At 71.1% G+C, this 23,771-nt stretch carries 17 protein-coding genes; 12 read left to right on the forward strand and 5 right to left on the reverse strand.

What is annotated here, in order from left to right:
* Window positions 1–28: 28 nt before the first annotated feature.
* The 4 genes from ccrA (at window position 29) to ACWEBX_RS13370 (ending at window position 4,612) form a co-directional block, all read left to right on the forward strand.
* A complete protein-coding gene (gene ccrA, locus ACWEBX_RS13355; RefSeq protein ID WP_451884987.1) occupies window positions 29–1,285 on the forward strand; it encodes a crotonyl-CoA carboxylase/reductase in 1,257 nt (418 codons plus the stop codon).
* Window positions 1,286–1,330: 45 nt separating this feature from the next.
* Complete coding sequence (locus ACWEBX_RS13360) at window positions 1,331–2,530, forward strand: cytochrome P450 (protein ID WP_451884988.1); 1,200 nt, start codon at window positions 1,331–1,333, stop codon at window positions 2,528–2,530.
* Window positions 2,531–3,158: 628 nt separating this feature from the next.
* Complete coding sequence (locus tag ACWEBX_RS13365; protein ID WP_451884989.1) at window positions 3,159–4,373, forward strand: cytochrome P450; 1,215 nt, start codon at window positions 3,159–3,161, stop codon at window positions 4,371–4,373.
* 44 nt (window positions 4,374–4,417) lie between these two features.
* The gene (locus ACWEBX_RS13370; protein ID WP_451884990.1) at window positions 4,418–4,612 is read left to right on the forward strand and encodes a ferredoxin; all 195 of its coding nucleotides are present in this window, start codon (window positions 4,418–4,420) and stop codon (window positions 4,610–4,612) included.
* A gap of 161 nt (window positions 4,613–4,773) precedes the next feature.
* On the opposite strand, the gene ACWEBX_RS13375 is transcribed toward ACWEBX_RS13370, so the two are convergent.
* Window positions 4,774–8,298, reverse strand: a complete 3,525-nt coding sequence (locus ACWEBX_RS13375; RefSeq protein WP_451884991.1) for a BTAD domain-containing putative transcriptional regulator — start codon at window positions 8,296–8,298, stop codon at window positions 4,774–4,776.
* A gap of 499 nt (window positions 8,299–8,797) precedes the next feature.
* On the opposite strand from ACWEBX_RS13375, the gene ACWEBX_RS13380 reads away from it, so the two are divergent.
* From ACWEBX_RS13380 to ACWEBX_RS13395, 4 genes are all read left to right on the forward strand, one after another.
* Window positions 8,798–9,355, forward strand: coding sequence for a LuxR C-terminal-related transcriptional regulator (locus tag ACWEBX_RS13380; RefSeq protein WP_451884992.1), 558 nt, complete (start codon window positions 8,798–8,800; stop codon window positions 9,353–9,355).
* 500 nt (window positions 9,356–9,855) lie between these two features.
* Complete coding sequence (locus ACWEBX_RS13385) at window positions 9,856–11,463, forward strand: GMC oxidoreductase (RefSeq protein ID WP_451885013.1); 1,608 nt, start codon at window positions 9,856–9,858, stop codon at window positions 11,461–11,463.
* 94 nt (window positions 11,464–11,557) lie between these two features.
* The gene (locus ACWEBX_RS13390) at window positions 11,558–12,325 is read left to right on the forward strand and encodes a thioesterase II family protein (RefSeq protein ID WP_451884993.1); all 768 of its coding nucleotides are present in this window, start codon (window positions 11,558–11,560) and stop codon (window positions 12,323–12,325) included.
* Between the two features lie 651 nt (window positions 12,326–12,976).
* Window positions 12,977–14,161, forward strand: coding sequence for a type III polyketide synthase (locus ACWEBX_RS13395; protein ID WP_451884994.1), 1,185 nt, complete (start codon window positions 12,977–12,979; stop codon window positions 14,159–14,161).
* Window positions 14,162–14,326: 165 nt separating this feature from the next.
* On the opposite strand, the gene ACWEBX_RS13400 is transcribed toward ACWEBX_RS13395, so the two are convergent.
* Complete coding sequence (locus tag ACWEBX_RS13400) at window positions 14,327–16,492, reverse strand: SpoIIE family protein phosphatase (RefSeq protein WP_451884995.1); 2,166 nt, start codon at window positions 16,490–16,492, stop codon at window positions 14,327–14,329.
* A gap of 253 nt (window positions 16,493–16,745) precedes the next feature.
* Here ACWEBX_RS13400 and ACWEBX_RS13405 point away from each other — a divergent pair, with 253 nt between their 5' ends.
* Window positions 16,746–17,222 (forward strand): hypothetical protein, encoded by a 477-nt coding sequence (locus ACWEBX_RS13405; protein WP_451884996.1) that lies wholly within the window; start codon window positions 16,746–16,748, stop codon window positions 17,220–17,222.
* A 335-nt stretch (window positions 17,223–17,557) separates the two neighbouring features.
* Window positions 17,558–19,921 carry an FUSC family protein gene (locus ACWEBX_RS13410; protein WP_451884997.1) on the forward strand — a complete coding sequence of 788 codons (2,364 nt, stop codon included), beginning with the start codon at window positions 17,558–17,560 and terminating at the stop codon, window positions 19,919–19,921.
* On the opposite strand, the gene ACWEBX_RS13415 is transcribed toward ACWEBX_RS13410, so the two are convergent.
* From ACWEBX_RS13415 to ACWEBX_RS13425, 3 genes are read right to left on the reverse strand one after another with little or no spacing between them, the layout of a single operon-like run.
* Window positions 19,918–20,727 (reverse strand): hypothetical protein, encoded by an 810-nt coding sequence (locus ACWEBX_RS13415; RefSeq protein ID WP_451884998.1) that lies wholly within the window; start codon window positions 20,725–20,727, stop codon window positions 19,918–19,920. The two genes, ACWEBX_RS13410 and ACWEBX_RS13415, sit on opposite strands and share 4 nt — an antisense overlap.
* Entirely contained in the window at window positions 20,724–21,092 is a 369-nt protein-coding gene (locus ACWEBX_RS13420) for a TraR/DksA family transcriptional regulator (protein WP_451884999.1), read from the reverse strand. Before ACWEBX_RS13420 ends, ACWEBX_RS13415 begins: the two co-directional genes overlap by 4 nt.
* 34 nt (window positions 21,093–21,126) lie before the next feature.
* Window positions 21,127–21,453, reverse strand: coding sequence for a TraR/DksA family transcriptional regulator (locus tag ACWEBX_RS13425; protein ID WP_451885000.1), 327 nt, complete (start codon window positions 21,451–21,453; stop codon window positions 21,127–21,129).
* 372 nt (window positions 21,454–21,825) lie between these two features.
* Here ACWEBX_RS13425 and ACWEBX_RS13430 point away from each other — a divergent pair, with 372 nt between their 5' ends.
* Window positions 21,826–22,779, forward strand: coding sequence for a HAMP domain-containing sensor histidine kinase (locus tag ACWEBX_RS13430; protein WP_451885001.1), 954 nt, complete (start codon window positions 21,826–21,828; stop codon window positions 22,777–22,779).
* Window positions 22,776–23,441 carry a response regulator gene (locus ACWEBX_RS13435; RefSeq protein ID WP_451885002.1) on the forward strand — a complete coding sequence of 222 codons (666 nt, stop codon included), beginning with the start codon at window positions 22,776–22,778 and terminating at the stop codon, window positions 23,439–23,441. Before ACWEBX_RS13430 ends, ACWEBX_RS13435 begins: the two co-directional genes overlap by 4 nt.
* Window positions 23,442–23,771 lie beyond the last annotated feature (330 nt).

The raw sequence follows: 23,771 nt of genomic DNA on the forward strand, positions 1-23,771 counted from the left end.
CGGACAGAGCAGATGTGGGAGTGAGAACATGACGAAGACTCTCTACGAGATGGGCGAGACCCCGCCGCTCGGTGAGGTCCCGCGGCAGATGTACGCCTCGGTGATCCGCCAGAACCGCTTCGGAGAGCCGAAGCAGGCGTTCCGCACCGAGGTCGTCGACACCCCGGCGGTGGACCGGGGCCAGGTGCTGGTCTATGTGATGGCCGCCGGCATCAACTACAACAACGTGTGGTCCGCGCTGGGCAAGCCGGTCGACGTCATCGGGATGCGGCAGCGCCAGGGCCAGCCCGAGGACTTCCACATCGGAGGCTCGGAGGCCTCCGGCGTGGTGTGGGCCGTCGGCGAAGGCGTCCGCAGCGTCGAGGTGGGTGACCACGTGCTGCTCACCAGCGGCCAGTGGGACGAGGCCGCCGCGGACATCCGGATGGGCAGGGACCCGCTGGTCTCGGAGAGCATCAAGGCCTGGGGGTACGAGACCAACTACGGCTCCTTCGCACAGTTCTGCCGCGTCGACGAATACCAGTGCCACCCCAAGCCCGCCCGCCTGTCGTGGGAGGAGTCGGCGGCCTTCCTGCTCACCGGGCCCACCGCCTACCGGCAGCTCTTCGGCTGGCAGGGCAACACGGTCCGCCCCGGCGACCCCGTCCTGATCTGGGGCGGCGCGGGCGGACTCGGCTCGATGGCCATCCAGCTCGTGCGGCTGGCCGGCGGCATCCCGATCGCCGTGGTCTCCAGCGAGGACCGCTCCGCGTACTGCCGCCGCCTCGGCGCGGCGGGCACCGTCAACCGCCGCGACTTCGACCACTGGGGCCGGCTGCCCGATGCCGGGGACGCCGAGGCGTCGGCGCGGTTCCTGCGCGGCGCCCGCGGGGTCGGCAAGAAGGTCTGGGAGATCCTCGGCGAGCGCAGGTCCCCGCGGATCGTGCTGGAGCACAGCGGCCAGGACACCCTGCCGACCTCGATGTACCTGTGCGACAACGCCGGCATGGTGGTGATCTGCGGCGGCACCTCCGGCTACAACGGAGACGTCGACCTGCGCCACCTGTGGATGCGCTCCAAGCGCCTCCAGGGCTCGCACTACGCCGACACCCGCCAGTGCCGCGAGGTCATCGACCTCGTGGGCGCCGGCATGCTCGACCCCTGTCTGTCCGTCTGCGACGGCTTCCAGGACATCGGGCGCATGCACCAGATGATGCACGACAACGTGCACCCTTCCGGGAACATGGCCGTTCTCGTGAACGCGCCCCGGCGCGGCGGTACCACGCTCGAACTCGCCGCCGCCTGACCGTCCCGCCGTACGAACCCCCTTTCCCCAAGCGCAAGGAGAGTCATGCCCGAGCCCACCGCCGCCGCGCCCGCCGTCCCCAAGGCCCGGAGCTGCCCGTTCCTGCCGCCGGACGGCATCGACGGCATCCGGGCGGCCGCCCCGGTGACCCGGGCCACCTTCACCAGCGGCCAGGAGGCATGGCTGGTGACGGGTTACGAGGAGGTGCGCGCCCTGTTACGCGACCCCTCGTTCAGTGTCCGGGTGCCCCACGCACTGCACACCCGGGACGGCGTCGTCACCCAGAAGCCCGGCCGGGGCAGCCTGCTGTGGCAGGACGAACCGGAGCACACCTCGGACCGCAAGCTGCTCGTCAGGGAGTTCACCGTCCGGCGCATGCAGGCGCTCCGGCCGAACATCCAGCGCATCGTCGACGAGCACCTCGACGCCATCGAGGCGCGGGGCGGCCCGGTCGACCTGGTGAAGACCTTCGCCGATCCGGTGCCGTCCATGGTGATCTCCGACCTGTTCGGTGTCCCGGTCGAGCGCCGGGCGGAGTTCCAGGACATCGCCGAGGCGATGATGCGGGTCGACCAGGACGCCGCCGCCACCGAGGCCGCCGGCATGCGCCTGGGCGGGCTGCTCTACCAGCTCGTCCAGGAGCGCCGGGCCGCCCCCGGGGACGACCTGGTCTCGGCGCTGATCGCCACCGAGGATCCCGACGGCGTCGTCGACGACATGTTCCTCATGAACGCGGCCGGCACCCTGCTGATAGCGGCCCACGACACCACCGCCTGCATGATCGGCCTCGGCGCGGCGCTGCTCCTGGACCGCCCCGACCAGCTGGCCCTGCTGCGCGAGGACCCGTCGCTGGTCGGCAACGCGGTCGAGGAACTGCTGCGCTACCTCACCATCGGCCAGTTCGGCGGCGAGCGCGTCGCGACCCGGGACGTGGATCTCGGTGGTGTGCGTATCGCCGAGGGCGAGCAGGTCGTCGCGCACGTCCTCGCCGCCGACTTCGACCCCGCCTTCGTGGAGGAGCCGGAGCGTTTCGACATCACCCGCCGCCCCGCCCCGCATCTGGCCTTCGGCTTCGGCGCACACCAGTGCATAGGCCAGCAACTCGCCCGGATCGAGCTGCAGATCGTCTTCGAGACCCTGTTCCGCCGTTTCCCGACCCTGCGCCTGGCCAAGCCCGTCGAGGAGCTTCGCTTCCGCAGCGACATGGTCTTCTACGGCGTGCACGAGCTGCCCGTCACCTGGTGACCTGCGTACCCACGGTCCGCTCCAGAGGGAGATCGGCGCACGCGGACCGCGTGCGCCGATCACGCCACGCGTCGCCGCCTCGCGTCGCGGGCGACCGAGGCCGCCGGACACGGCGGCCGACCCGCTTCGGGGCGCGCTGCCGCCGGACGGCGGGACTTCGCACGCCGGTCCCCGTGCCGCCGTGACCTTCCTGCCCCCGCCACGGTCCTCGTGCTTGCCTGCCACGGTCCTCGTGCTTGCCTGCCACGGCCCTCGCGCCGACGGCCCCGAAGCCGCCTGCCGCACGGCACGGCCCGCCGCAACGGCGGCCGTGCCCCCGGGCGGCCCGGCGCGCGGTCCCGTTCACCGAGGCCGCCGTCACCGAGCGCGGCGACGGTTCGTCCTCCGTGTCCCGGCATGTGTCCGGCGTCCGGCCGGTCACCGAACACTCCGCCGACCGGCCGGCTGCGACGGTGTGGAGGAGCCCGCGGCAGCGACCCGCGGCCCACTCGCCGACGAAGGGGCCGGAGCCTGTCGGCCGGGTGCCTGCCGGACTGCGCACGGCCTCGCCGACGGACCGAAACCTGTGCCCCACAGCCCATCACGCACCGATGAACGACCGTACTGCCGATTGTTCGAAAGGCACGACATGACCGAGACAGAAATCCGCCGTACCGGTCCGCAGGCCCCGGCCTTCCCACAGGACCGGACCTGCCCGTACCAGCCGCCGACGGCCTACGCGCTGTGCCGGGACGGGAGCCCGCTGACGCGGGTCACGCTGTTCGACGGCCGGCCGGCGTGGCTGATCACCGGGCATGCCGAGGGACGGGCCCTGCTCGTCGATCCCCGGCTGTCCTCCGACTGGGGGCACCCGGAATTCCCCGTCGTCGTCCAGCGCACCGAGGGCCGCGGAGGGCTCGCGTTCCCGCTGATCGGCGTCGACGACCCCCTGCACGCCCGGCAGCGGCGCATGCTGATCCCCAGCTTCGGCGTCAAGCGCATGAACGCCATCCGTCCCAGGCTTCAGAGCCTGGTCGACCGGCTTCTGGACGACATGCTGGCGAAGGGGCCGGTCGCGGACCTGGTGTCGGCCTTCGCGCTCCCCGTGCCCTCGATGGCGATCTGCGAGCTCCTCGGCGTCCCGTACGGTGACCACGACCTCTTCGAGGAGTGCTCCCGCAATTTCGTGGGCGCCGCGACGCCGGCGGAGGCCGACGCGGCGTTCGGCGAGCTCTACACGTACCTGTACGGCCTGGTCGGGAAGAAGCAGGCCGAGCCCGAGGACGGTCTGCTGGACGAGCTGATCGCACGCCAGTTGGAGGAGGGCGACCTCGACCACAACGAGGTGGTCATGATCGCGCTGGTCCTGCTGGTGGCCGGCCACGAGACCACCGTCAACGCGATCGCCCTCGGTGCCCTCACGCTCCTCCAGCACCCCGAGCAGGCCGACGTGCTGCTGCGCGACCCCGGTGCGCTCCCGGGAGTGGTCGAGGAACTGCTGCGGTTCACCTCCGTCTCCGACTACCTGGTCCGGATGGCGAAGCAGGACATCGATGTCGGCGGCGAGACCATCAGGGCCGGGGACGCGGTGCTGGTCTCCATCACGCTGATGAACCGCGACGTCAAGGCGTACGAGGACCCCGACGTCTTCGACGCCCGGCGCACCGCACGTCACCACGTCGGCTTCGGCCACGGCATCCATCAGTGCCTGGGGCAGAACCTCGCCCGCGTCGAGCTCGAGATCGCCCTCGGCACGCTCTTCGCCCGTATCCCGGGCCTGCGGCTGGCCGTACCCCTGGACCAGGTGCCCATCAAGGCCGGCCACGACGCCCAGGGCCCGATCGAGCTCCCCGTCACCTGGTGAGGGCCCGGGCGGAAGGAACAGAAGGAAGCGAGGCGAGCCACACCATGCGCATCACCGTCGACCGTGACCGGTGCATCGGCTCCGGCCAGTGCGTCATGACCGCACCCGGCGTCTTCACCCAGGACGACGACGCGCTGGTCGCCCTGGTCCCGGGACATGAGGACGGGGCGGGGGACCCGCGTGTGCACGACGTCCCCATGGCCTGTCCGGTACAGGCGGTGGCGATCCACGAGGACTGAGCGGCATCGGCCGTGAGGCTCGGGGTCCGCGTCCGCAACCGTGCGCGTGGTGGTTCTCCGGGAGCCGGGTGGCCAGGGCCACGGCTTGCCGAATCCCGCAGGGGTGCGTCACGGGGACATGGAACGGGACGAGTCGACCGACGAGGCAGAGCACGCATCCATCACGCTCGTCGGCCGGAGCCGGGCCCGACCCGTCCCGGGCCCCGTCCCGTGAGCGCGCCGTCGGCACCGTGGCCCAGCAGTTCGTGGAGCAGTGGGGTCGCGGGCAGTGCCGGGTGGAGGTACACGCGCTCGCGGCGTTGTTCGACGGCGGCCAGCAGCTCCCGGAAGGTGTTCCTCGCCTCCTCGATCCGCCCGCCGTGATGTTGCGCCTGGCCCAGCAGGCCCAGATGGAGCGGGTGGCGTAAGTACGTCCTGGACTGGCCCAGTTCGGCCAGTGAGGTGTGCATGAGGGCGAGGCCGTCGTCGTGATGTCCCGCGTGCGCCAGGCCCCACCCTTTGACGACGCCCAGCATGGCCTTCCAGTAGAGCAGTCCGTATTCGCCCGCGACGCGGACGCCCTCGTCGCTGGAGGCGAGTGCGGTGCGGGTGTCACCCTCCCAAGCCGCCACGACCCCGTCCACGTACAGCGCGAAGGAGCGGTCGGACGGCCTGCTTTCGTACTGGGTGAGGCTCAACAGCTCACGTCGGCGCGTGCCGGCGGTCTGCCGGTGTCCAAGGAGCCAGTGGGTGAAGGTGTCGTAGGAGCGGCAGGAGACGCGCGGGTCGTGCTGGAAGGTTCGCGCCAGCGCGTGATCCTCGTTGGCGAAACGATCCGCTATGCCGACGCCGCGCTCCAGTTCGGCGAGTGCCTGGGGGAGCATTCCGCGCACATGCAGCACGATGCCTTCGCCGTACGCCGCACCGAGCGCCGCCAGGGGCTCCCAGGTCTGCCGCGAGATCTCCCGCAGCAGGCCGGAGAACTGCCGCGAGGCGTCGTAGCGGCCGGTGACCAGGTACGCCGTGCACAGCGCCCAGAGCACCGACGGGTCCTCGGGGGCATGAGCGGCCGTGCTGAGGCCGCGACCGCGCGTCAGTGCCGTCTCGGCCTCGGGGTGGCCGTAGCCGCGAGTGGTGGCGAGTACCTGGCCGAGTTGGATGTGCAGGTCCTGTTCCAGCCTCCTGGTGGCGGGATCGTCCGGCGGCAGGAAGCCGACCAGGTGCACGGCGCGGCGCAGCCAGATCTCCACCTGCTCGTACGCCATGGACTGCTCGGCGTGTTCCGCGGCGAGCAGCAGCCGAGGCAGCACCTCGGCTGCGGGCAGCGCACTCTTGGCGTGCCAGCTGTGATGCGCCACCCGCTCGATCTCCTCGTCCCCCACCTGCCCGCGCCTGCGCGCGCACAGCGCGTCGGCGACCCTGGCGTGCAGACGGTGGCGGTCCTCACGGGGGAGCTCGTCGACGAGCGTCTCCTGGACCAGGGCATGGGCGAAGTGCAGCCGCCCCGGATGGTGCGGGTCCTCCCCGAGCAGGCCGGCACGGATGGCCGACTCAAGACCCGCGACGACCGGCTCGTCGTGCGTGGCGGTCCGGTGCAACAGGTCGGTGTCCACCTCGGCGCCGATGACGGCACACAGGTGAAGCACCCGCAGGACCGGCTCGGGCAGCGCGGCGAACCGCTGGTGCAGGGCCTCGCGTACTCCGGTGGGTATGTGAGCCAGGAGCGTGTCGACGGCGTCCGGGCGACGGAGCTTACGCGCATCGTCCACGAGGGAGAGAAGCTGGATCACCGAGTACGGGTTGCCTTCGCTGCGCCGGTGCAGCACCTCGACGACCTTCGGGTCCACGCCAGGTCCTGCGTGTGCCTCGACGAGGGCCCCGACCGCCTGCAGGGACAGCCCGCCGAGCCGCAGCGTCTCCGTCCTGGGGCCGCGCAGCACCTCGGAGACCATCCGGCGCAGCGTCGCGTCCGACTCGGCCTCGAACGCCCGCGCCGTGAGCACGATGCTGATCGGATGACCCTGGCAGCGGGTGCTCAGCAGCCTGAGCAGGTCGAGGGAGGCGGTGTCCGCCCATTGCAGATCTTCGAGGAGCAGGACGAGCGGGTGTTGCCCGGCGAGGGCGAGCAGCACCTCGCAGACCGCATCGTGGGCGAGGAAGCGGGCCTGGCACCAGTCGGAGGCCCAACCCGGGCCTTCGGGCCGGGCCGCCGACCGCTCGGGCATCAGTGGGGCGAGCAGGGCGCCGAACGGTTCCGTCGCCTCGCGAAAGGCATCCGGCCGGGTCGCGGACAGCCGTCGCAGGATCTGCGTCCACAGCCAGTAGGCGGGCACGCCCTCGCCCGGGAAGCAGTGGCTCCAGAGCACCTCCAGCCTGGAGCCCCCCTCGTGCGCGTCCATGCTCTCCAGACGTGCCGCGAGTTCGAGCAGTAAGCGGGTCTTCCCGACTCCTGGGGGCCCGAGGACACCGGCCACATGACCGTGGCCCACGACCGCGCTCGCGGCGGCGGTCGTCAGGCGGTCGAGCTCCTGGCTACGGCCGGTGAACGGCGAGGGGGCAGGTGCCCACCCCGACTCGAACTCCGGGGATTCCACGGCTTCCCGGGCGGCAGCCGGCTCGTGTTCCGGTCCGGGTACGGGCGGCAACCGGGACGACCCGGTCCGCGGGCCGGCGGCATCCGCCCGCGAGCCCGGCGGCACATCGGTTCGCGCCCTCGGGCGCGCGTCGGTTCCCGCGATCCCCTCGCGTTCGACGGCCGTGCCGGACTCGTCCGTTCCGTCGGCGCCGCCGGGTGCCACCGCCGGGTCGTACCCCCCGACCGTGACGGCCGTCCCGCCGTTCCAGGAGCCCCCGAAGCCCTGCGAGCCCTCGGAGTTCCGTACTCCGACGTCACCGGTCTCGTTCGTCACCGGCGGGACGTACGACGCTCCCGTGGACCCGAGCGGTGGGGGAGACAGCTTCTTCGAGGGGGTGCTCGCTCCCGGCTCCTGGCGCAGGATCGCGCTTCTGACCCGGCGCAGTTCGGCCGCGGTGTCCACGCCGAACTCCTCGACCAGGTGACTGCGCGTTCGCTCGTACACCTCAAGCGCCTCGGCCTGCCGCCCGAGCCGGGACAGTGCCGTCATGAGGTGGCCGACCAGCCGCTCCCGCGTGGGATGACGGCGCGCCTCCCCGTCCAGATCGGCGGCCACCTCCTCGGCCGCGCCGAGAGCCAGCCGTGCCTCGGCGCGGGACTCGACGGCGGTGAGCCGGATCTGTTCGAGTCGGGTGCACTCGTCGCTGAGCGGCGGATGGCCGTCGAACTCCGCGTACGGCGAGCCGTGCCACAGCCCCAGGGCCTCGGTGAGCCGTGCGTGCGCGGCGCTCGGATCGCGCTGCTCCAGCAGCCGCCGTCCGTCGGTGACCAGACGCTCGAAGCGGCAGGCATCGACCTGTTCGGGATCGAGATCGAGGACGTAGCCCGGTGTCCGATGACGCAGCACCGAAGTTTGGCCTGTTCCCGTCTTTGTGCGCAGGGACCGCCGCAGATGGGAGACGTGGCTCTGGAGGGTGGCGACGGCGTGTCGGGGTGCTCGGTCACCCCACAGTTCCTCGACGAGCAGCTCGGTGGGCACCACGCGGCCGAGGCGGATGAGCAGCAGGGCGAGCAGGGTTCGCCGACGTGGCGGGCCGAGCGGCAGGTCATGCCCGTCGTATCGCGCCGACATGGGCCCCAGAACGCTCAGGAGGAGCTCAGCCCGGCCGGTCGTCCCGGGTGACACGTCTGCGGGCGGAGGTAAAGGCATGAACGGTCCTCATCGTGCTTGCGGATATAGCTGCCGGACGGTTCGAGCTGGCTGGTCTCACACCTTCTTCCGTGGATCCTGACATGGCGAACGATGCCCTCCAAGCCGGAGCTCCGTCGATTGGCAAGAAAGCGTCAGGTGTCCGGCAAGGATTTCGACATGGGGGCCGGAAAACGACGGCGGGCGGCGGCAAGGTGCCGTCAGCGGCTCGACCAGAACCCCGCAAGGGTCGTGACGCACGATGTTCGACATCTGGTGTTACCGCTGGTCCCAGGGCCGATGACGCCCCTGCCGACAGCCTTCACGGCCGTTCGCCAGCGTCCGAGTTCATTTCGCCCATGTTTCCTGACGGGGGAGGCATCTCTTGCTGAGTCCAGCACCTGCAACTCCGGGCCTGTGCATGGCGAGCCTCGATAAAAATTTGACCATCCAGCAGGCGAACCAGGAGTTCTTCAGGCAGTTCAACGGATCGTCCGAGGACATATGCGGTCGCAATTTCCGTGACGTCGTGCACCCGAGCGTGCAGCAGCCGTTGATACGTCAATTATTCAATTTATTGGAAGGGAAACACCAGCGATTCGTCACGCCCGTCATCGCCGTGGGACCCGGCGCGGAGTCCGCCTTCACCGTTCCCCTCACCGCGGTCGCGGTGCGCGGCGTCCTGCCCGACACGACCGCGATCCTGGTCATGATGCCCACGGCCGGGGACGCCGAGCAGACACCTGTGGTGACCAGACGCAAGAAGATCCTCTCCGCGATGGACGCGCGCATCCTCGAAGGCATCGCTGCCGGCGTCTCCACCGTCCCCTTGGCGGCAAGCCTCTACCTCAGCAGGCAGGGCGTCGAGTACCACGTGACCTGCCTGCTGCGGAAGCTGAAGGTGCCCAACCGCGCCGCGCTGGTCTCCCGCGCCTACTCACTGGGCGTACTCAAGGTCGGCACCTGGCCGCCCCAGGTCGTGGACGACTTCGTGAAGTGAGCGGGCACGGGGCACGCGCCGGGCACCCGTGCGCGGGTGGCCGTGGCAGCCTTCACCCGGGCCGGACGCGGGGTCGCCGGACTCGCCGCTCACCCGGTTCCGGCAAGCACATGGCGGAGCGGCTCGCGTGCGTGCACGCACGGTGGACGAGCACCTCACCGGCGCCTACCACAGGCTCCGGGGCGCCGGGACGGCCCGAACCGGCCGCGTCCTGCCCTCTCCTGCCCGGCCCGGCGGACGCCTGACGACATGCGTGAGCACGGCCCGCGCCCAGGAGCGGGCCGTACCGAAACGCCCTCTTCCGGGCGCGGGCAACCGAGCCCCCGGGCGCGGCCTCCACAGGGTCTGCCCACCCGATCCGGATTTCGTGGCCTTCGCGCGGTCTCCGCACGGTTCGTTGCATCCCAGGCCGCCCCGGCCGGCCTTCCGATTCGTCTTTCCTCTTTCCGAAGCTCAGGAGACACAGCGTGATTGCACACCAGCCTCTGTCGCGTCGCCGCATGCTCGGAGTGGCGGCCTTGGGCGCCGCCGCGCTCGCGGGGCAGACCACGATCACCGCCGCCCGGGCGGCCGCTGCCACCGCAACCAGTGGTTCCGGCGGCACGTTCGTCCCCGCCGTCGTGGTCGGCACCGGTTACGGCGCGGCCGTCTCCGCCCTGCGTCTCGGCGAAGCGGGGGTCCCCACCCTGATGCTGGAGATGGGCCGGCTGTGGAACCAGCCCGGTCCGGACGGCAACGTGTTCTCCGGAATGCTCAAGCCCGACAAGCGCTCCAGCTGGTTCAAGACCCGCACCGAGGCGCCGCTCGGCTCCTTCCTGTGGCTCGACCTCGCCAACCGGGACATCGAGCCCTACGCGGGTGTACTGGACCGGGTCAACTTCGACCAGATGTCCGTGTACGTGGGACGCGGCGTCGGCGGCGGCTCGCTCGTCAACGGCGGCATGGCGGTCACGCCCCGGCGCTCGTACTTCGAGGAGGTGCTGCCCCAGGTCGACGCCGACGAGATGTACACCAAGTACTTCCCCCGCGCGAACTCCACCCTCCGGGTCAACAGCATCGACAGGAGCTGGTTCGAGCAGACCGACTGGTACTCGTTCGCGCGTGTCTCGCGCCGGCAGGCCTCGAACGCGGGCCTGAGCACCACCTTCGTGCCCAACGTCTACGACTGGGACTACATGCGCCGTGAGGCGGACGGTGCGGTGCCCAAGTCCGCGCTGGCCGCCGAGGTCATCTACGGCAACAACCACGGCAAGGTCTCACTCGACAAGAGCTACCTGGCGGCCGCCCTGGGCACCGGCAAGGTCACCATCGAGACCTTGCACGAGGTCAAGACGATCCGTCAGCAGAACGACGGCACGTACCTGCTGACGGTCGAACAGAGGGACACCGACGGCAAGCTGCTCGCGACCAAGGAGGTCGCCTGCCGCCACCTCTTCCTCGGTGCCGGCAGCCTCGGCTCGACCGAACTGCTGCTGCGTGCCCGGGAGACCGGCACTCTTCCGAACCTCAGCTCCGAGATCGGCGGAGGCTGGGGCCCCAACGGCAACATCATGACCGCCCGCGCCAACCACATGTGGAACCCCACGGGCACCAAGCAGTCGTCGATCCCCGCCCTCGGCATCGACGACTGGGACAACCCGGACGCCCCCGTCTTCGCCGAGATCGCCCCCCTGCCGGCGGGTGTCGAGACCTGGGCCAGCCTCTACCTGGCCATCACCAAGAACCCGGAGCGCGGCACCTTCGTCTACGACGCCGCCAAGGGCCGGGCGGACCTGCGCTGGACCCGGGACCAGAACGCGCCCGCGGTCGCCGCCGCGAAGTCGCTGTTCGATCGCGTCAACAGGGCCAACGCCACCATCTACCGGTACGACCTCTTCGGCAAGCAGATCAAGGCCTTCGCCGACGACTTCTGCTACCACCCGCTCGGCGGCTGCGTCCTCGGCAAGGCCACCGACGACTACGGCCGCGTCGCCGGATACAAGAACCTCTACGTGACCGACGGCTCGCTCATCCCCGGCAGCATCGGCGTCAACCCGTTCGTGACCATCACGGCGCTGGCGGAGCGGAACGTCGAGCGCATCCTCAAGGAGGACGTCGCGGATTCCTGACCAGGAGAGGGGCGGAGCCCGACCCCGCCCCTCTCCCTCCGGTGAACGCCCGCCGCGGTGGGCGGCCGAACCCGAACCGCAAAGGAACGATTCCGTGAACTCCCCGCTCACCGAGGACAACCACCTCTGGATCCGCAGGTTCCACCCGCGCCCCGACAGTCGCGTCCGGCTGGTCTGCCTGCCCCACGCGGGCGGCTCCGCCAGCTTCTACTTCCCCCTGTCCCGGTCCATGCCCGACAGTGTCGACGTGCTGTGCGTGCAGTACCCCGGCCGCCAGGACCGCCGCGGCGAACCGCTCCTGGACTCCGTACCGGCGCTCGCCGACAAGGTCTACGAGGCACTCCGGCCCTGGACCGACCGCCCCATCGCCCTGTTCGGCCACAGCATGGGCGCCTCCCTCGCCTACGAGATCACCCGACGGCTGGAGCAGGAGCGGGGCGTCATACCCGCCGCCCTCATCGCTTCCGGCCGCCGTGCCCCGTCCACGCACCGCGACGAGACCGTCCACCTGCGCGACGACGACGGTCTCGTCGCCGAGATGCGCGGCCTCAGTGGCACCGACCACCAGTTGCTGGGCGACGAGGAAGTCCTGCGCATGATCCTCCCGGCCATCCGGGCGGACTACCGCGCAGCCGAAACCTACGTCTGGGAACCCGGGCCGCCCCTGCGCTGCCCCGTGACCTGCCTCGTCGGCGACGACGACCCGAAGGTCACCGTGGAGGAGGCCGCCGCCTGGTCCGGGCACACCGACGGCCCCTTCATGCTGAAGGTCTTCCCCGGCGGCCACTTCTTCCTGGCCCAGCACCAGACGGAAATCGTCCGCCTCATGGCCACCCAGCTGGAGGTGTCCGACCGGGCATGAGGACCGGCCTGCCGGCGCGCCGTGAGACCTCCGCACAGCGCGGCGGTCCGGCCGCCGCGCGTTGCCATGGCCTGCCGGCAGCAGGCCGTCCTGCGGAGCCCCGACGGGCGCCCCCTCGCCGACTCCGCCGCTCGGGCGGTCTTCATGTTCTCCGGCGCGGCTGATCGAGGACCACCGGACCCGCGCGTGGCAGCGAAGGACAACCTGTTCGCCGGTGAGGCGTCGGCTCCCGTGCCGACTTGGTGCTGACCACGCTCCCGTGAACTTGCTGGAAGAGGCTGCCCACCGGGATACCGCAGCGGGTGGCGATCTCGGTGAGACCTGCGTCGATGCAACCGCGCTCGGCGAACACCTCCAGCCCGGCGGCGGTGCGCGCCCGGACCAGGCACCCCCCGACTGACGGTAAGTCAGGTAAGACCTGTGGAACCGCTCCGAGGGCCCCTCTGCTTCAGCGGTGTGTGTGCCGTATCACGCCCTCCAAAGGCCGCCCAAGTTGGCTTGGTCACAGCGGAAATGTCCGTTTCGCGTCCATGCTCGACCTGGACAGCGACTCCCGAAGTGGAGCCCGTCGGCATGGGCGCGAAGTTCCGAAGCGGCCCATGACGCAACCCTCGTGACGTTCCTCCTTGTTCCCCCGGAAAGGTGCTCATCATGGCCGCTTACCTCTGTCCTCCTGCCGTGATACACGGCGAGCACGCCGTGGAGACCAGTCAGATCGTGGCGGAGGTACGCGACCGGCACCCGCATGCGGCGTGGGCGTCGCGGATCGACGGCATCGCGGCCAGTACGGGCATCGAGACCCGCGGGTGGATGCTGCCGCTGGAGACCGCCGTCGCGCCCGGCGCCGGCAGCGGCCTGCAGGCGGTCGGCGTCGGGACCGCCCAAGAGGCGCTGGCACGCGACGGGTTCACCCCGCAGGACGTGGACCGCGCGATCGCCGCCCTCGAGGCGATACCCGCGCCGCAGACCGTCCAGGAGCGCACCGCGCCCGCCTGGGAGGCCGTGCAGTCCTACGGGGAGCGTGCGGCGCGCGGGGCCCTGCAGATCGCCGGGCTGGACGCCGCGGACGTCGACTGCCTGATCACCAGTCACTCCACCACCCCGGCGCTGCCCGGTCTGGACATCGCCCTGGCCAACAAGCTTGCGCTCCGCAACGACGTGATGCTGCTGCCGGCCACGCAGTGGGCCTGTGTCGCGGGGACCCGCTCCCTGGCCCTGGCTGCTGATCTCGTGGCCGCGGACCCCGATCGGGTGGTCCTGGTCGTGATCGCGGAGGCGCTGAGCACGACCTACCAGCCCGCGGACGACACCCTCGAGTCCCTGATCGTCCGGTTGCTGTTCGCGGACACCGCGGTCGCGACGGTGGTCACGGGCCGCCCGAGGCGCGAGTCGGTGCTGCGGCTGGACGCGGCCTGGCACCACACCGTGCCCGACACCCAGGACCTGCACTGCCTGGAAACGCGGGCGGACGGCACCCACTTCGTGATGGACCGGCGCGGGCCGCGGGCCGTACAGGAGACGGTCACCGCGATGTGGGAGTGGCTGCGCCTCCGTTACCAGGACGACCCCGACTCCTGGCACCCCGACGTGCTGCTCGCGCACCCCGGCGGGACCCGGGTGCTGGAGTACATGGAGCAGACGATGCCCGACGCGTGGCCGTCCGGGCTGCTGGACTACAGCCGGGACAGCTACACCAGCGGCAACCGCGGAGGCGCCGCCGTGTTCGACATCCTGAGGCGGGCGCACGACGCCGGACAGAAGTCGGGCAGTCGCGCCGTCCTGTACGCGGCGGCACCGGGCCTCACCGCAACCGCCCTGGAAGGGGAGTGGCTGTAGTGCGAGCCCGCGCCACCCGTGGCAGCGAACGGGCCACCCGCATCGCCGGTCACGCCACCGGTACCGCTGGGGGCGCCGTCCGTACCGTCGGTGGCCTCGGCTGACGCGCGCGCCGCCCCTGCCCTCGCCGCGTTCGCGTATGCCCGGCCGCGCCCCGCAGCCGCGTCATCTTGCGACGTCCGCCCAGACCACCTTGCCGGTGTCCGTCCACCGCACCCCCCACCGGGTGGTGAGCCGGTGCACGATGCGCAGGCCACGCCCGCCGTCGTCGAGGAGGCCGCCCCGGCCCAGACGCGGCCTGCCGTTGCCGGTGTCGCCCACCTCGCACAGCAGGCCGTGACCACCGGCCCGGATCAGTCGTACCGTGATGGGACCGGCGGCAAAGCGCACCGCGTTCGTGACCAGCTCGCTGACCAGCAGCGACACGTCGTCCTGGGTGTCGCTCCTGGTATGCCATTGCCGCAGCAGCGCCGAGACGTGCGCGCGGGCACGGGCGGGCGCGTCGTCGCGAGCGGGCAGCCGCCAGGTCGCGGTGTCTTCCTTGTGGTAGCCGATCATGCGCGCGAGCAGCAGGGTCACGTCGTCGCGCCGGCGCACGGGCGCCAGCGCCGAGACGACGTGCCGTGCGGCCTGCTGCAGGGCATCCCAGGGGTGCACCGTGGACACGGCATCCGCCAGCCTGCTGATGCCCTCGTCGATCGGCAGGGCCGGATCCTCCACCAGGCCGTCGGTGTAGAGGGCGAGCAGGGAGCCCGGGGGTGCGTCGAACGTATGCACGGCGAACGGCTCCCGCAGCGCGAACTCGGCGCCCAGGCCGGGATGAGGGCGGACCGCGAGCGGGCCTGCGTGCCCGTTCGGAAGCACCAGGACCGGCGGGAGGTGGCCCGCGCTGGAGAGCGCCACGCGGTGGCTGACCGGGTCGTAGAGGACGATGCAGCAGGTAGAGCCGAGCGCGCTGTAGCCGGCCGCCAGCCCGGACTCCGCGTCGTCCAGCAGCGTCACGGTCTCGTCCAGGTGCTCCAGCACCTCGTCGGGTGCCAGTCCCGCGGACAGCAGCGCGCGGGCCTCCATGCTCAGCTGGCCCATGGTTGCCGCGGCTCCCAGGCCGTGCCCGACGACGTCACCGACCACCAGCGCGGTACGGCCGTCCGGCAGCGGAAAGCTGTTCACCCAGTCGCCGCCGACGCCCGCGCTGTCGGGGGTGGCGGGCTGGTAGACGCTGGCGATCTCCATGGTGTGGCCGCCGGTCCGGGGCAGCAGCCGGCGCTGCAACGCCAGCACCTGGGTGTGCTCGCGCTGGTGTTGACGGGCCAGGTCGACGTGATGGGCGGTCCTGGCCACCAGTTCCTGCAGGTCGAACAACTCGCTGTCGCGGAAGGGGCGGTCCGCCCGCCGCCAGACCTCTGCCAGGCCCAGCACGACGGGTGGCGTACCGTCCAGGACCAGCGGTACGCAGGCCACACTCGCCGACCGGTCAACGGGCACCAGGGCACGGATCACTCGCTGACTGCCGAGCAGCCGCTCGACCGCTTCCCGGTCGGGGATGACGATGGGCTGCGGGGCATCGTCCCGCCGTACCGCCTGGGCCAGCAGGCGACTCGCGTCGCTCGGAAGATCGCCGCCCGGAGTCACGTAACCCTCGGGCCACGCACGGTCCGGCACCAGGGCTGCCCGCCGTAGCCGGATGCGCCCCTGCGCCTGCTCGGTGACTCCCTCTCCCGTCCACACGGCGAAGTCGAGGTCGACGGCGGCCACGTCTCCCCAGGCCAGCAGGGACTCCGCCAGCGACTGCGCGGTCTCGCCGATGTCCAGCGAGGTGCCGATCGCGGTCTCGGCCGCGTACAGGTGCAGCCTCCTGGCCATGGCGATCACGGAGACGGTCAAGCCCTCCTGAGGCGACGCGGCGGGCAGGATGCTCAGCGAGACCACCAGCTCCGACCCGTCGCCGCGCCGCAGGCGCTGGATCCGGGCGACGTGCGCCTCACCGATCTCGAGGACCTGCCGCAACCGCCGTGTGACCGTCGGTACGTCCCCGGCGGGCAGGAGATCGGCGAAAGGACTCCCGGCCACGGCGTTCAGACCCGCGAATACGGGGGCGTCCAGATTGCTGCGGGTGATGGTCAGATCCCTGTCCAGACTGACCACGCCGAGAATCTGATCCTGACGGTCGGCTGCCGGGTCGTCGGGTACGCGTCGGCGGGTGGCGCGGTCGCCCCGCGCGTTCGCGGAACCGGCCGCCGCTGCCGCTCCGCCGTGCGGGATGTAGCGCCCCAGGGCGCTGCTGACCAGGTCGAACGGCGAAGAGGGTGAGGGGGAGGGTGTGGAGTCCATGAGGCTCTCTCAGCAATCCCCGGCACAGCGCCGGGGCTGTACTCGGACCCGTGCGTCGGGGCACCGAGATCCCTGACCGCACACCTCATTGAATAACACCGGGGGTCGCTTCGCCCACACCAGCGGATCGCGCGGTGACCACTGACGGCGTGCGGCACCATGTCGGCTCACGGAAGGGCGGCTGGCGTCTTCGCGCGGGAACCGAATGCTCGTTCATCGCGTCACGTGCAACTGGTACTGGAGAAAGGCGTATATGAAAAGACTGGTCCTTTCAGTCGGCAGCGGCCTGCTGGTCGTCGGGATCACCGCAGCCGTGTGGTTGCACGGGTTCTCCGAGCCCTATGCCATGGCCGACGCTCCCAGGGTCGACGTGACGGTGCGAGCGGAGAAGTCCACGTACGCCGACGTACAGGAGACGGCCGAGGACGTCGACACTGTCGTACGGGTCTATGTCCAGCGGCTCAAGGACGGCGACGCGAAGGGAATCGCGGAGCTCGCCGGGCCCGCCTACAAGCGGCCCGGGCCTGCCGCGGCCGAGTACGTGCGCGAGTACGGTCAGGCGGCGGGCGGCCACGTCGAAGTCACCGTACGGGAGGGAGTCGTCAGCTACTTCAACACGGTGACAGTGACGTACCAGGAAACCGGTCAGCGGCAGGAACTGCTCCTGGTGAAGGATGACGGGCACTGGTGGATAGGCCTCGGCGACGGCGATCCCGCGGCGGGCATGTGACAACGACCGCAGGCAACGGCGCTCGAGGCGCGTTCTCCTCTCCGTGAGGGCCGCGCCGGCTTCACGGCGGAACCGGTCCGGAGGACCGGCTGCCGGGCTGACCGGAACGTCACGCGTGAGCGGATGCTCGACGAGCTCAGCCAAGGCCGGGTACGCCTGCTGACCTGACCTGACCTGACCTGACCTGACCTGACCTGACCTGACCTGACCTGACCTGACCTGACCTGAGTGTCGCGCGACCCTCCAGGAGCCGGAGCCTGACGTGTTGTCAAAGGCCGAGCTGTCAGAGTGACCTGACGTGTGAGAGACCGGATGTTGTCTGGGAGGCGTCTGCTGTGAACGTCCTGCGGTCCCTGCTTCGGCGCGACGCGGGTCTGACCGCGCTCCGCAGGTCTGTCAGAGCCGCGATCGTCGCTCCCGCGCTCTTCGCCGTCGCGATCGCGATCACGGACAGTCCGGTCGTCCCGCTCTTCGCGGCGTTCGGGTCGATCGCGATGCTGTTGTTCGTGGAGTTCGCGGGGCCCATGCGCGACCGGCTCATCGAACAGGCCGCACTCGTCGTGACGGGAGCCGTGCTGATCTCCCTCGGCACGCTGGTCTCCCGCGAGGTATGGCTGTGTACCCTTGCCACGGCGGTCGTCAGCTTCCTCGTGCTGTTCTCCGGTGTGGTCAGCTCGGCCCTGGCGGGTGCCTCCACCTCCTTGCTCGTGAGTTTCGTGCTGGCCGCGACCCTCCCCGGGACGGCGCAGGCGATCCCGGACCGGCTCGCCGGCTGGGGTCTGGCCGGTGCGACCTCGCTCCTCGCCGTCCGGCTGCTGTGGCCCGCTCCGGTGCGCGAGCCGCTGCGCAACGCCACCGCGAACGCGTGCCGAGCGCTGGCCGTGCAGCTCAGGGCCGAGGCGGACTGCGTTCTGGGCGGCTTCGGCACGGCGGACCGCACGGCGCTCGGCGCGATCGCGAGCGAGGCGAAGGACGCGGTGACGGCGCTGCGCGAGGCGTACTTCGCCACCCCTTACCGGCCGACCGGTCTCTCCACGTCCACCCGCGTCCTGATCCGTCTGGTCGACGAGGTGCTGCTGCTCGCCACGATCCTGGACCGCGTGTCCGTGGGCGAGAAGGCGACCCCCTCGGACGCGGTCGTCTGCGGGGTGAAGACGGCCGCCGCGGATCTGCTGCGAGCGAGCGCGGAGGCGTTGTCCGCGACGGACGACCAGGAGCCCGGACACCTGACCCCGTTGCAGGATCGCCTCGCCCTGACCCGGTCGGCCATGGAGAACACCGTCACCTCGTTCCGGCCGGTCACCACCGATGGCCGCCAGGCCGGGCAGCCCCACGCCGACATCCGGCCCGGTACGACCACGACACGCTTCGTGAGCTCGCTGGAACCGAGCTTCCGCGCTCAGGAGATGAGCTTCGCCGTCTCCGCCATCGCCAGGAACGTCGAGCTGATCCTCGCGGCGCGCGGGCGCACCCTGTGGCAGCGGCTCATCGGGCAACGCCCCGAAGGCGCCACCGCGACCCTGGCCTCGGCCCAGGAACGCGCCGGTGCGCACACCGAGCGGCATTCGGCGTGGCTGCGCAACAGTGTCCGCGGCGCGATCGCCCTGGCTCTCGCCGTGCTGGTCGCGGAGCAGTCGGGTGTGCAGCACAGCTTCTGGGTGGCCTTCGGAACCCTGGCCGTTCTGCGCTCCAGCGCCGTGCTGACCGGGCAGAACTCGCTGCGGGCGATCGCCGGCACCGCGGTCGGCATCATCATCGGCGGTGGCCTGATCTACCTGATCGGATCGAACACCACGTTCCTGTGGATCCTGCTCCCCATCGCCGTGCTCTTCACCGGCCTCGCACCGGCCACCATCTCCTTCGCCGCGGGTCAGGCCGGCTTCACCGTCTCGATCCTGATCCTGTTCAACCTCCTCGAACCCGTCGGCTGGACCGTGGGCATCGTGCGGATCGAGGACGTCGCGATCGGATGCGCCGTGAGTGTCGTCGTGGGAACGCTGTTCTGGCCCCGCGGCGCCGCGCCCCTCCTCGGCCACGCCCTCGCGGAGGGGTTCTCGGAGAGCACCCGGTATCTGCGCGGCGCGATCGCCTACGGCGTGACCCGCTGCGACAGCCTCGTACGGACCGCTCCGCTCCCGGACGAGGAGCGCTACCGTGCCGCGGCGGCGGCCAGGCGGCTGGACGACGCCTTCCGCGGGTTCCTCGCGGAACGCGGCACCAAGCACCTTCCGCTGACCGACGTCACCACTCTGGTGACCGCCGTCGCCGTGCTCCGGCTCACCGCCGACGCCGTACTCGACCTGTGGGAGCGGGACCAGGGGCAGTCGGGTGCCGACCGTACCGCCGCACGCTCGGAGATCGATCGCTCGGGGGACGCGCTGCTCTCCTGGTACGAGGCGGCGGCGAACGCCATGACGGGGTTCGGCGACGTTCCCGAGGCGCAGCCCAGGGACGTCGGGGCCGACGAACGGCTGATCCAAGCGGTCGAGCGTGACCTCGGCGACGAGAAGAGCGAGCAGTCACCGACCGCCATCCGGGTCGTGTGGACCGCCGACCACCTCGAGGCCGCGCGGCGGCTGCAGCGGCTCGTCCTGAAGCCGGCCCGTGCCGTGGCCGAGCGGCAACGCGAGCACAACGCCCGCCTGGGCCTGTTCCGGCCCTCCGCACGCCCCCACGGGAGGAGGACGCGGGTGGGCTAGTGGAGGTGTGCGGGGTCTGCGGAGGGGTGGGCCCGGGCGGCCTGCAGGAGTTTCGCGGCGCCGCGGACCGCCGCGGTGTGCGGCGCGGGGACGGGCTGGACCGGCGCGTGCAGTCGGTCGGCGAGGCGATAGGTGATGTCGGGCCGCAGCGCGCCGCCCCCGGCGAGGAGGGCGCCCCGGTGCAGGGCCTCGAACGTCTCCGAGGTGTGGTCCTGCTCCAGCATGGTGGTCACCATGGCGACGACCGCCTCGGTGATCCTCGCGGGCGGGGTGCGGCTGTCCAGGTCGCTGGTGCCCAGGGCGGTGTGGCGCGCGTCGGTCACCGCGCCGTCGGCGAGCAGCGTGACCTCGGTGAGGTGCGCGCCGATGTCCACGACGAGCAGGGGACAGGTCGGGTCGGCGTCGGCGGCGATGGCCACGGCGCGCGCGGTCGGGACGGTCAGGACCGAACGCGGGCGCAGGATGTCGACCGCGGTGCGGGCTTGGGCCCGGTAGGCGATTCCCCCCAGTACGGGCGTGGTCAGGACGACCAGCGGACGGCCGAAGCGGGGCAGGCGATGGCCGAGCAGCCGGTTCAGCATCCGGGCGGTTCCGGGTGCGTCGACGATGGTGCCGCGCCGGATGGGGTAGGTGGCGCCGGTGCCGGGGAAGGTCACCGTGGGCACGTCGAGGATCATGCGCCGCCCCGACATCCAGGCACGCGTGCGGGCGCTGCCCAGGTCGAGGGCGATACCGGCATACGGCCGGCCCCGGGACCACGTGCGGTGCCGGACGGGCGCGGGGCCGGGCCCCTGTGGAATCGTCACCGTCTGGCCTCCCGGACGTGTTGGCACCGGCCGCAGTAGCGCGCTTGCGGCACGATCATCAGTTGTTCGCGGGCCATGGGCCTGCGGCACAGGTGGCAGATTCCGTACTGGCCCCGGTCCATCCGTGCGAGGGCGGCTTCGACGTCGGTCAGGACCATGGCCGCGGAGGCCGCGAGCTTGACGCGGACCTCCATCTGGGCGCCGGTCCGCCGGTCGAGAAACGCGTCGGCACGGGTCGCGGCGTCCGAGAGCTGCTGCAGTTGCTCCCGGCGGAACAGGAGCTGCTCGCGCAGGTTCTCGCGCAGTGCGGCGAAGTCCTCGGGGGACAGAGCCGTATCGCGGTCGTCGATGATCTGGTGGTTCACCCATTCACCCCCGGGCAGTGCGGGCGGGCGGTTGTCAGCCGGCGTTACGCTGGCAGGGGACGCAGAACGGCGTGTGGGGCAGGATTTCCAGACGCTCGACCGGGATCGTTTCGGAACAGTTCCGGCAGACGCCGTAGCTGCCGTCCCGGACCCGGGCGAAGGCGGCCTCGACCTCGGTGAGTACGCGCTTGACGGTCTCTTTCTGCGCGACCATCGCCTGCTCCTGCCCGCCCGCCGCGACCTCGCCCATGGCACGTAGCTGCAACAGGCGGGAGGAACGTTCGTGTTCGAGGCGCTGGACGGCCTCGTGCGCCGTCAGCCGCTCACGGCGGGTTCCGGCCTGGGGCGTATCGAGTGACATGGTGGTTCCTTCCTTCGACGGGGAGGCGGGTCGCGCCGGGAGGCGCATCGGCGGGGGAGCGAGGGCCGGGGGAGCGGGGACCGGGGGAGGGCGGCTGTGGTTCATGCCTTCACCGTCGTCGCAAGGCCACGCGGAAACCATCGGGAGCGATACCCATCTCCTGCCTGTCCTGGACCCCATCGCGGCCTGGGCGCCACAGGTCCAGGAAATGGGCATTGATGCCCATCGACGCTGGTCCAGGAAGCGGGCAGCCTGGCAGTGGGCCGGTCAGGACCGGTGGCCGCGGCTCATCTTCGGAATGTGCGGTGACCGACCGCAGAGACAGGGCCCTGTCGCACACAGCCGTGTCACACAGAGAAAGGCGTCATCGGGGTGTCCCTGTTCTGGCGGGTCTTCGCGCTGAACGCGGTCGTGCTGGGAAGCGCCACCGCGCTGCTGCTGTGGGCTCCCGTGACCGTCTCCGTGCCCGTGGTGCTGACCGAGGCGGTCATCCTCGTGGCCGGCCTGGTCGTCATGCTGGTCGCCAACGCGGCCATGCTGCGGATCGGCCTGGCCCCGCTCGACCGGCTCACCCGTCTGATGGCCACCGTCGATCTGCTGCGCCCCGGGCAGCGGCTGCCGGAAAGGGGCCGCGGCGAGACCGCCGAACTGATCCGCACCTTCAACGCGATGCTCGACCGCCTCGAGCACGAACGTGCCTCCAGCAGCGCCCGCGTCCTGCTCGCACAGGAAGCGGAGCGGCGCCGCATCGCACAGGAACTGCACGACGAGGTGGGTCAGAGCATGACCGCGATCCTGCTCGCGCTGGAGCGGGCCGCCGACGACGCGGACGAGCCCCTGCGCGGTGAGCTGCGGCAAGTGCAGGAGATCACCCGGGGGAGCCTGGACGAGGTGCGCCGTCTGGCGCGTCGTCTGCGGCCGGGCGTGCTGGAGGACCTCGGTCTGATCAGTGCCCTGACCTCGCTGACCGAAGAGTTCTCCACACACGTCGGGCTGCGCGTGGTGCGCCGCTTCGACACCGGCCTGCCGGTGCTGGACCCGCAGACGGAGCTGGTGCTGTACCGCGTCGCCCAGGAAGCCCTGACGAACGCGGCCCGCCATGCCGAGGCGAGCCAGGTCGAGGTGAGCCTCCGCCACACCGAAGAGGCCGTCGTGCTCGCCGTCGTCGACGACGGCCGCGGAAACGGAGTCGCCCGCGAAGGGGCGGGAATCCGCGGCATGCGCGAGCGGGCCCTGCTGATCGGGGCCACGCTGGACGTCACCTCTCCACCGCGGGCCGGCACACAGGTCCGGCTGACCGTGCCCCTCGTCAGGAAGCAGCCATGAGCACGCCCCACACCTCCGTGATCCGCATCCTCCTCGCCGACGACCACGCGCTGGTACGTCGCGGTGTCCGGCTCATCCTCGACCGGGAGCCGGACCTCGAGGTCGTCGCCGAGGCCGGGGACGGTGCGGAGGCCATCGACCTGGCCCGCACCCACGACGTCGACTTGGCCGTGATGGACATCGCCATGCCCCGGATGACCGGCCTGCAGGCCACCCGGGAACTCCTCGCGCTCAAGCCGCACGTGCGGGTGCTGATGCTGACCATGCATGACAACGAGCAGTACTTCTTCCAGGCACTGAAGGCCGGAGCCAGCGGATATGTGCTGAAGTCCGTGGCCGATCGCGACCTGGTGGCGGCCTGCCGGGCCGCCATGCGGGACGAGCCCTTCCTGTATCCCGGCGCGGTCACCGCGCTCGTCCGCAACTACCTGGACCGTGTCCGCCAGGGCGAGGAGCCCCCGGAGCGGGTGCTGACGGCGCGCGAGGAGGAGGTGCTCAAGCTCGTGGCCGAGGGCCATTCCTCCAAGGAGATCGCCGAGATGCTCTTCATCAGCATCAAGACCGTTCATCGGCATCGGGAGAACCTGCTGCACAAACTCGGCCTGCGGGACCGGCTGGAACTCACCCGCTACGCGATTCGCGTCGGCCTCATCGAGGCCTGAACCCCCCTGACCGCCTCAGGGCCCCGGCCCCCTACCCCCGAACCGGGGCCCTGAGGCTCGACACCGCGGCCGTCAGATCACCATCGAGACCGAAGGGGCGGGGATGGCCCGGTACGTGCCTGTCCTTCCGCGCCGCCCCCATGGTCCGGCGGTGGTGCCGGCGATTCTGCTCGCCGCTCTCATCATCGTGCTCAGCCTGTCCGCTCCGGGCGGCGAGAACTCTCGGGCGTCCGTCGGCCCGGTCTCCGCCGGTACGGCGTTCATCGGTACGGCGTCCATCAGTACTGCGCGCGGCGCCGAGGTCGTGTCGGTGCACAGCGACACGCACAC

This window comes from Streptomyces sp. NPDC005070 (genome assembly GCF_053600395.1).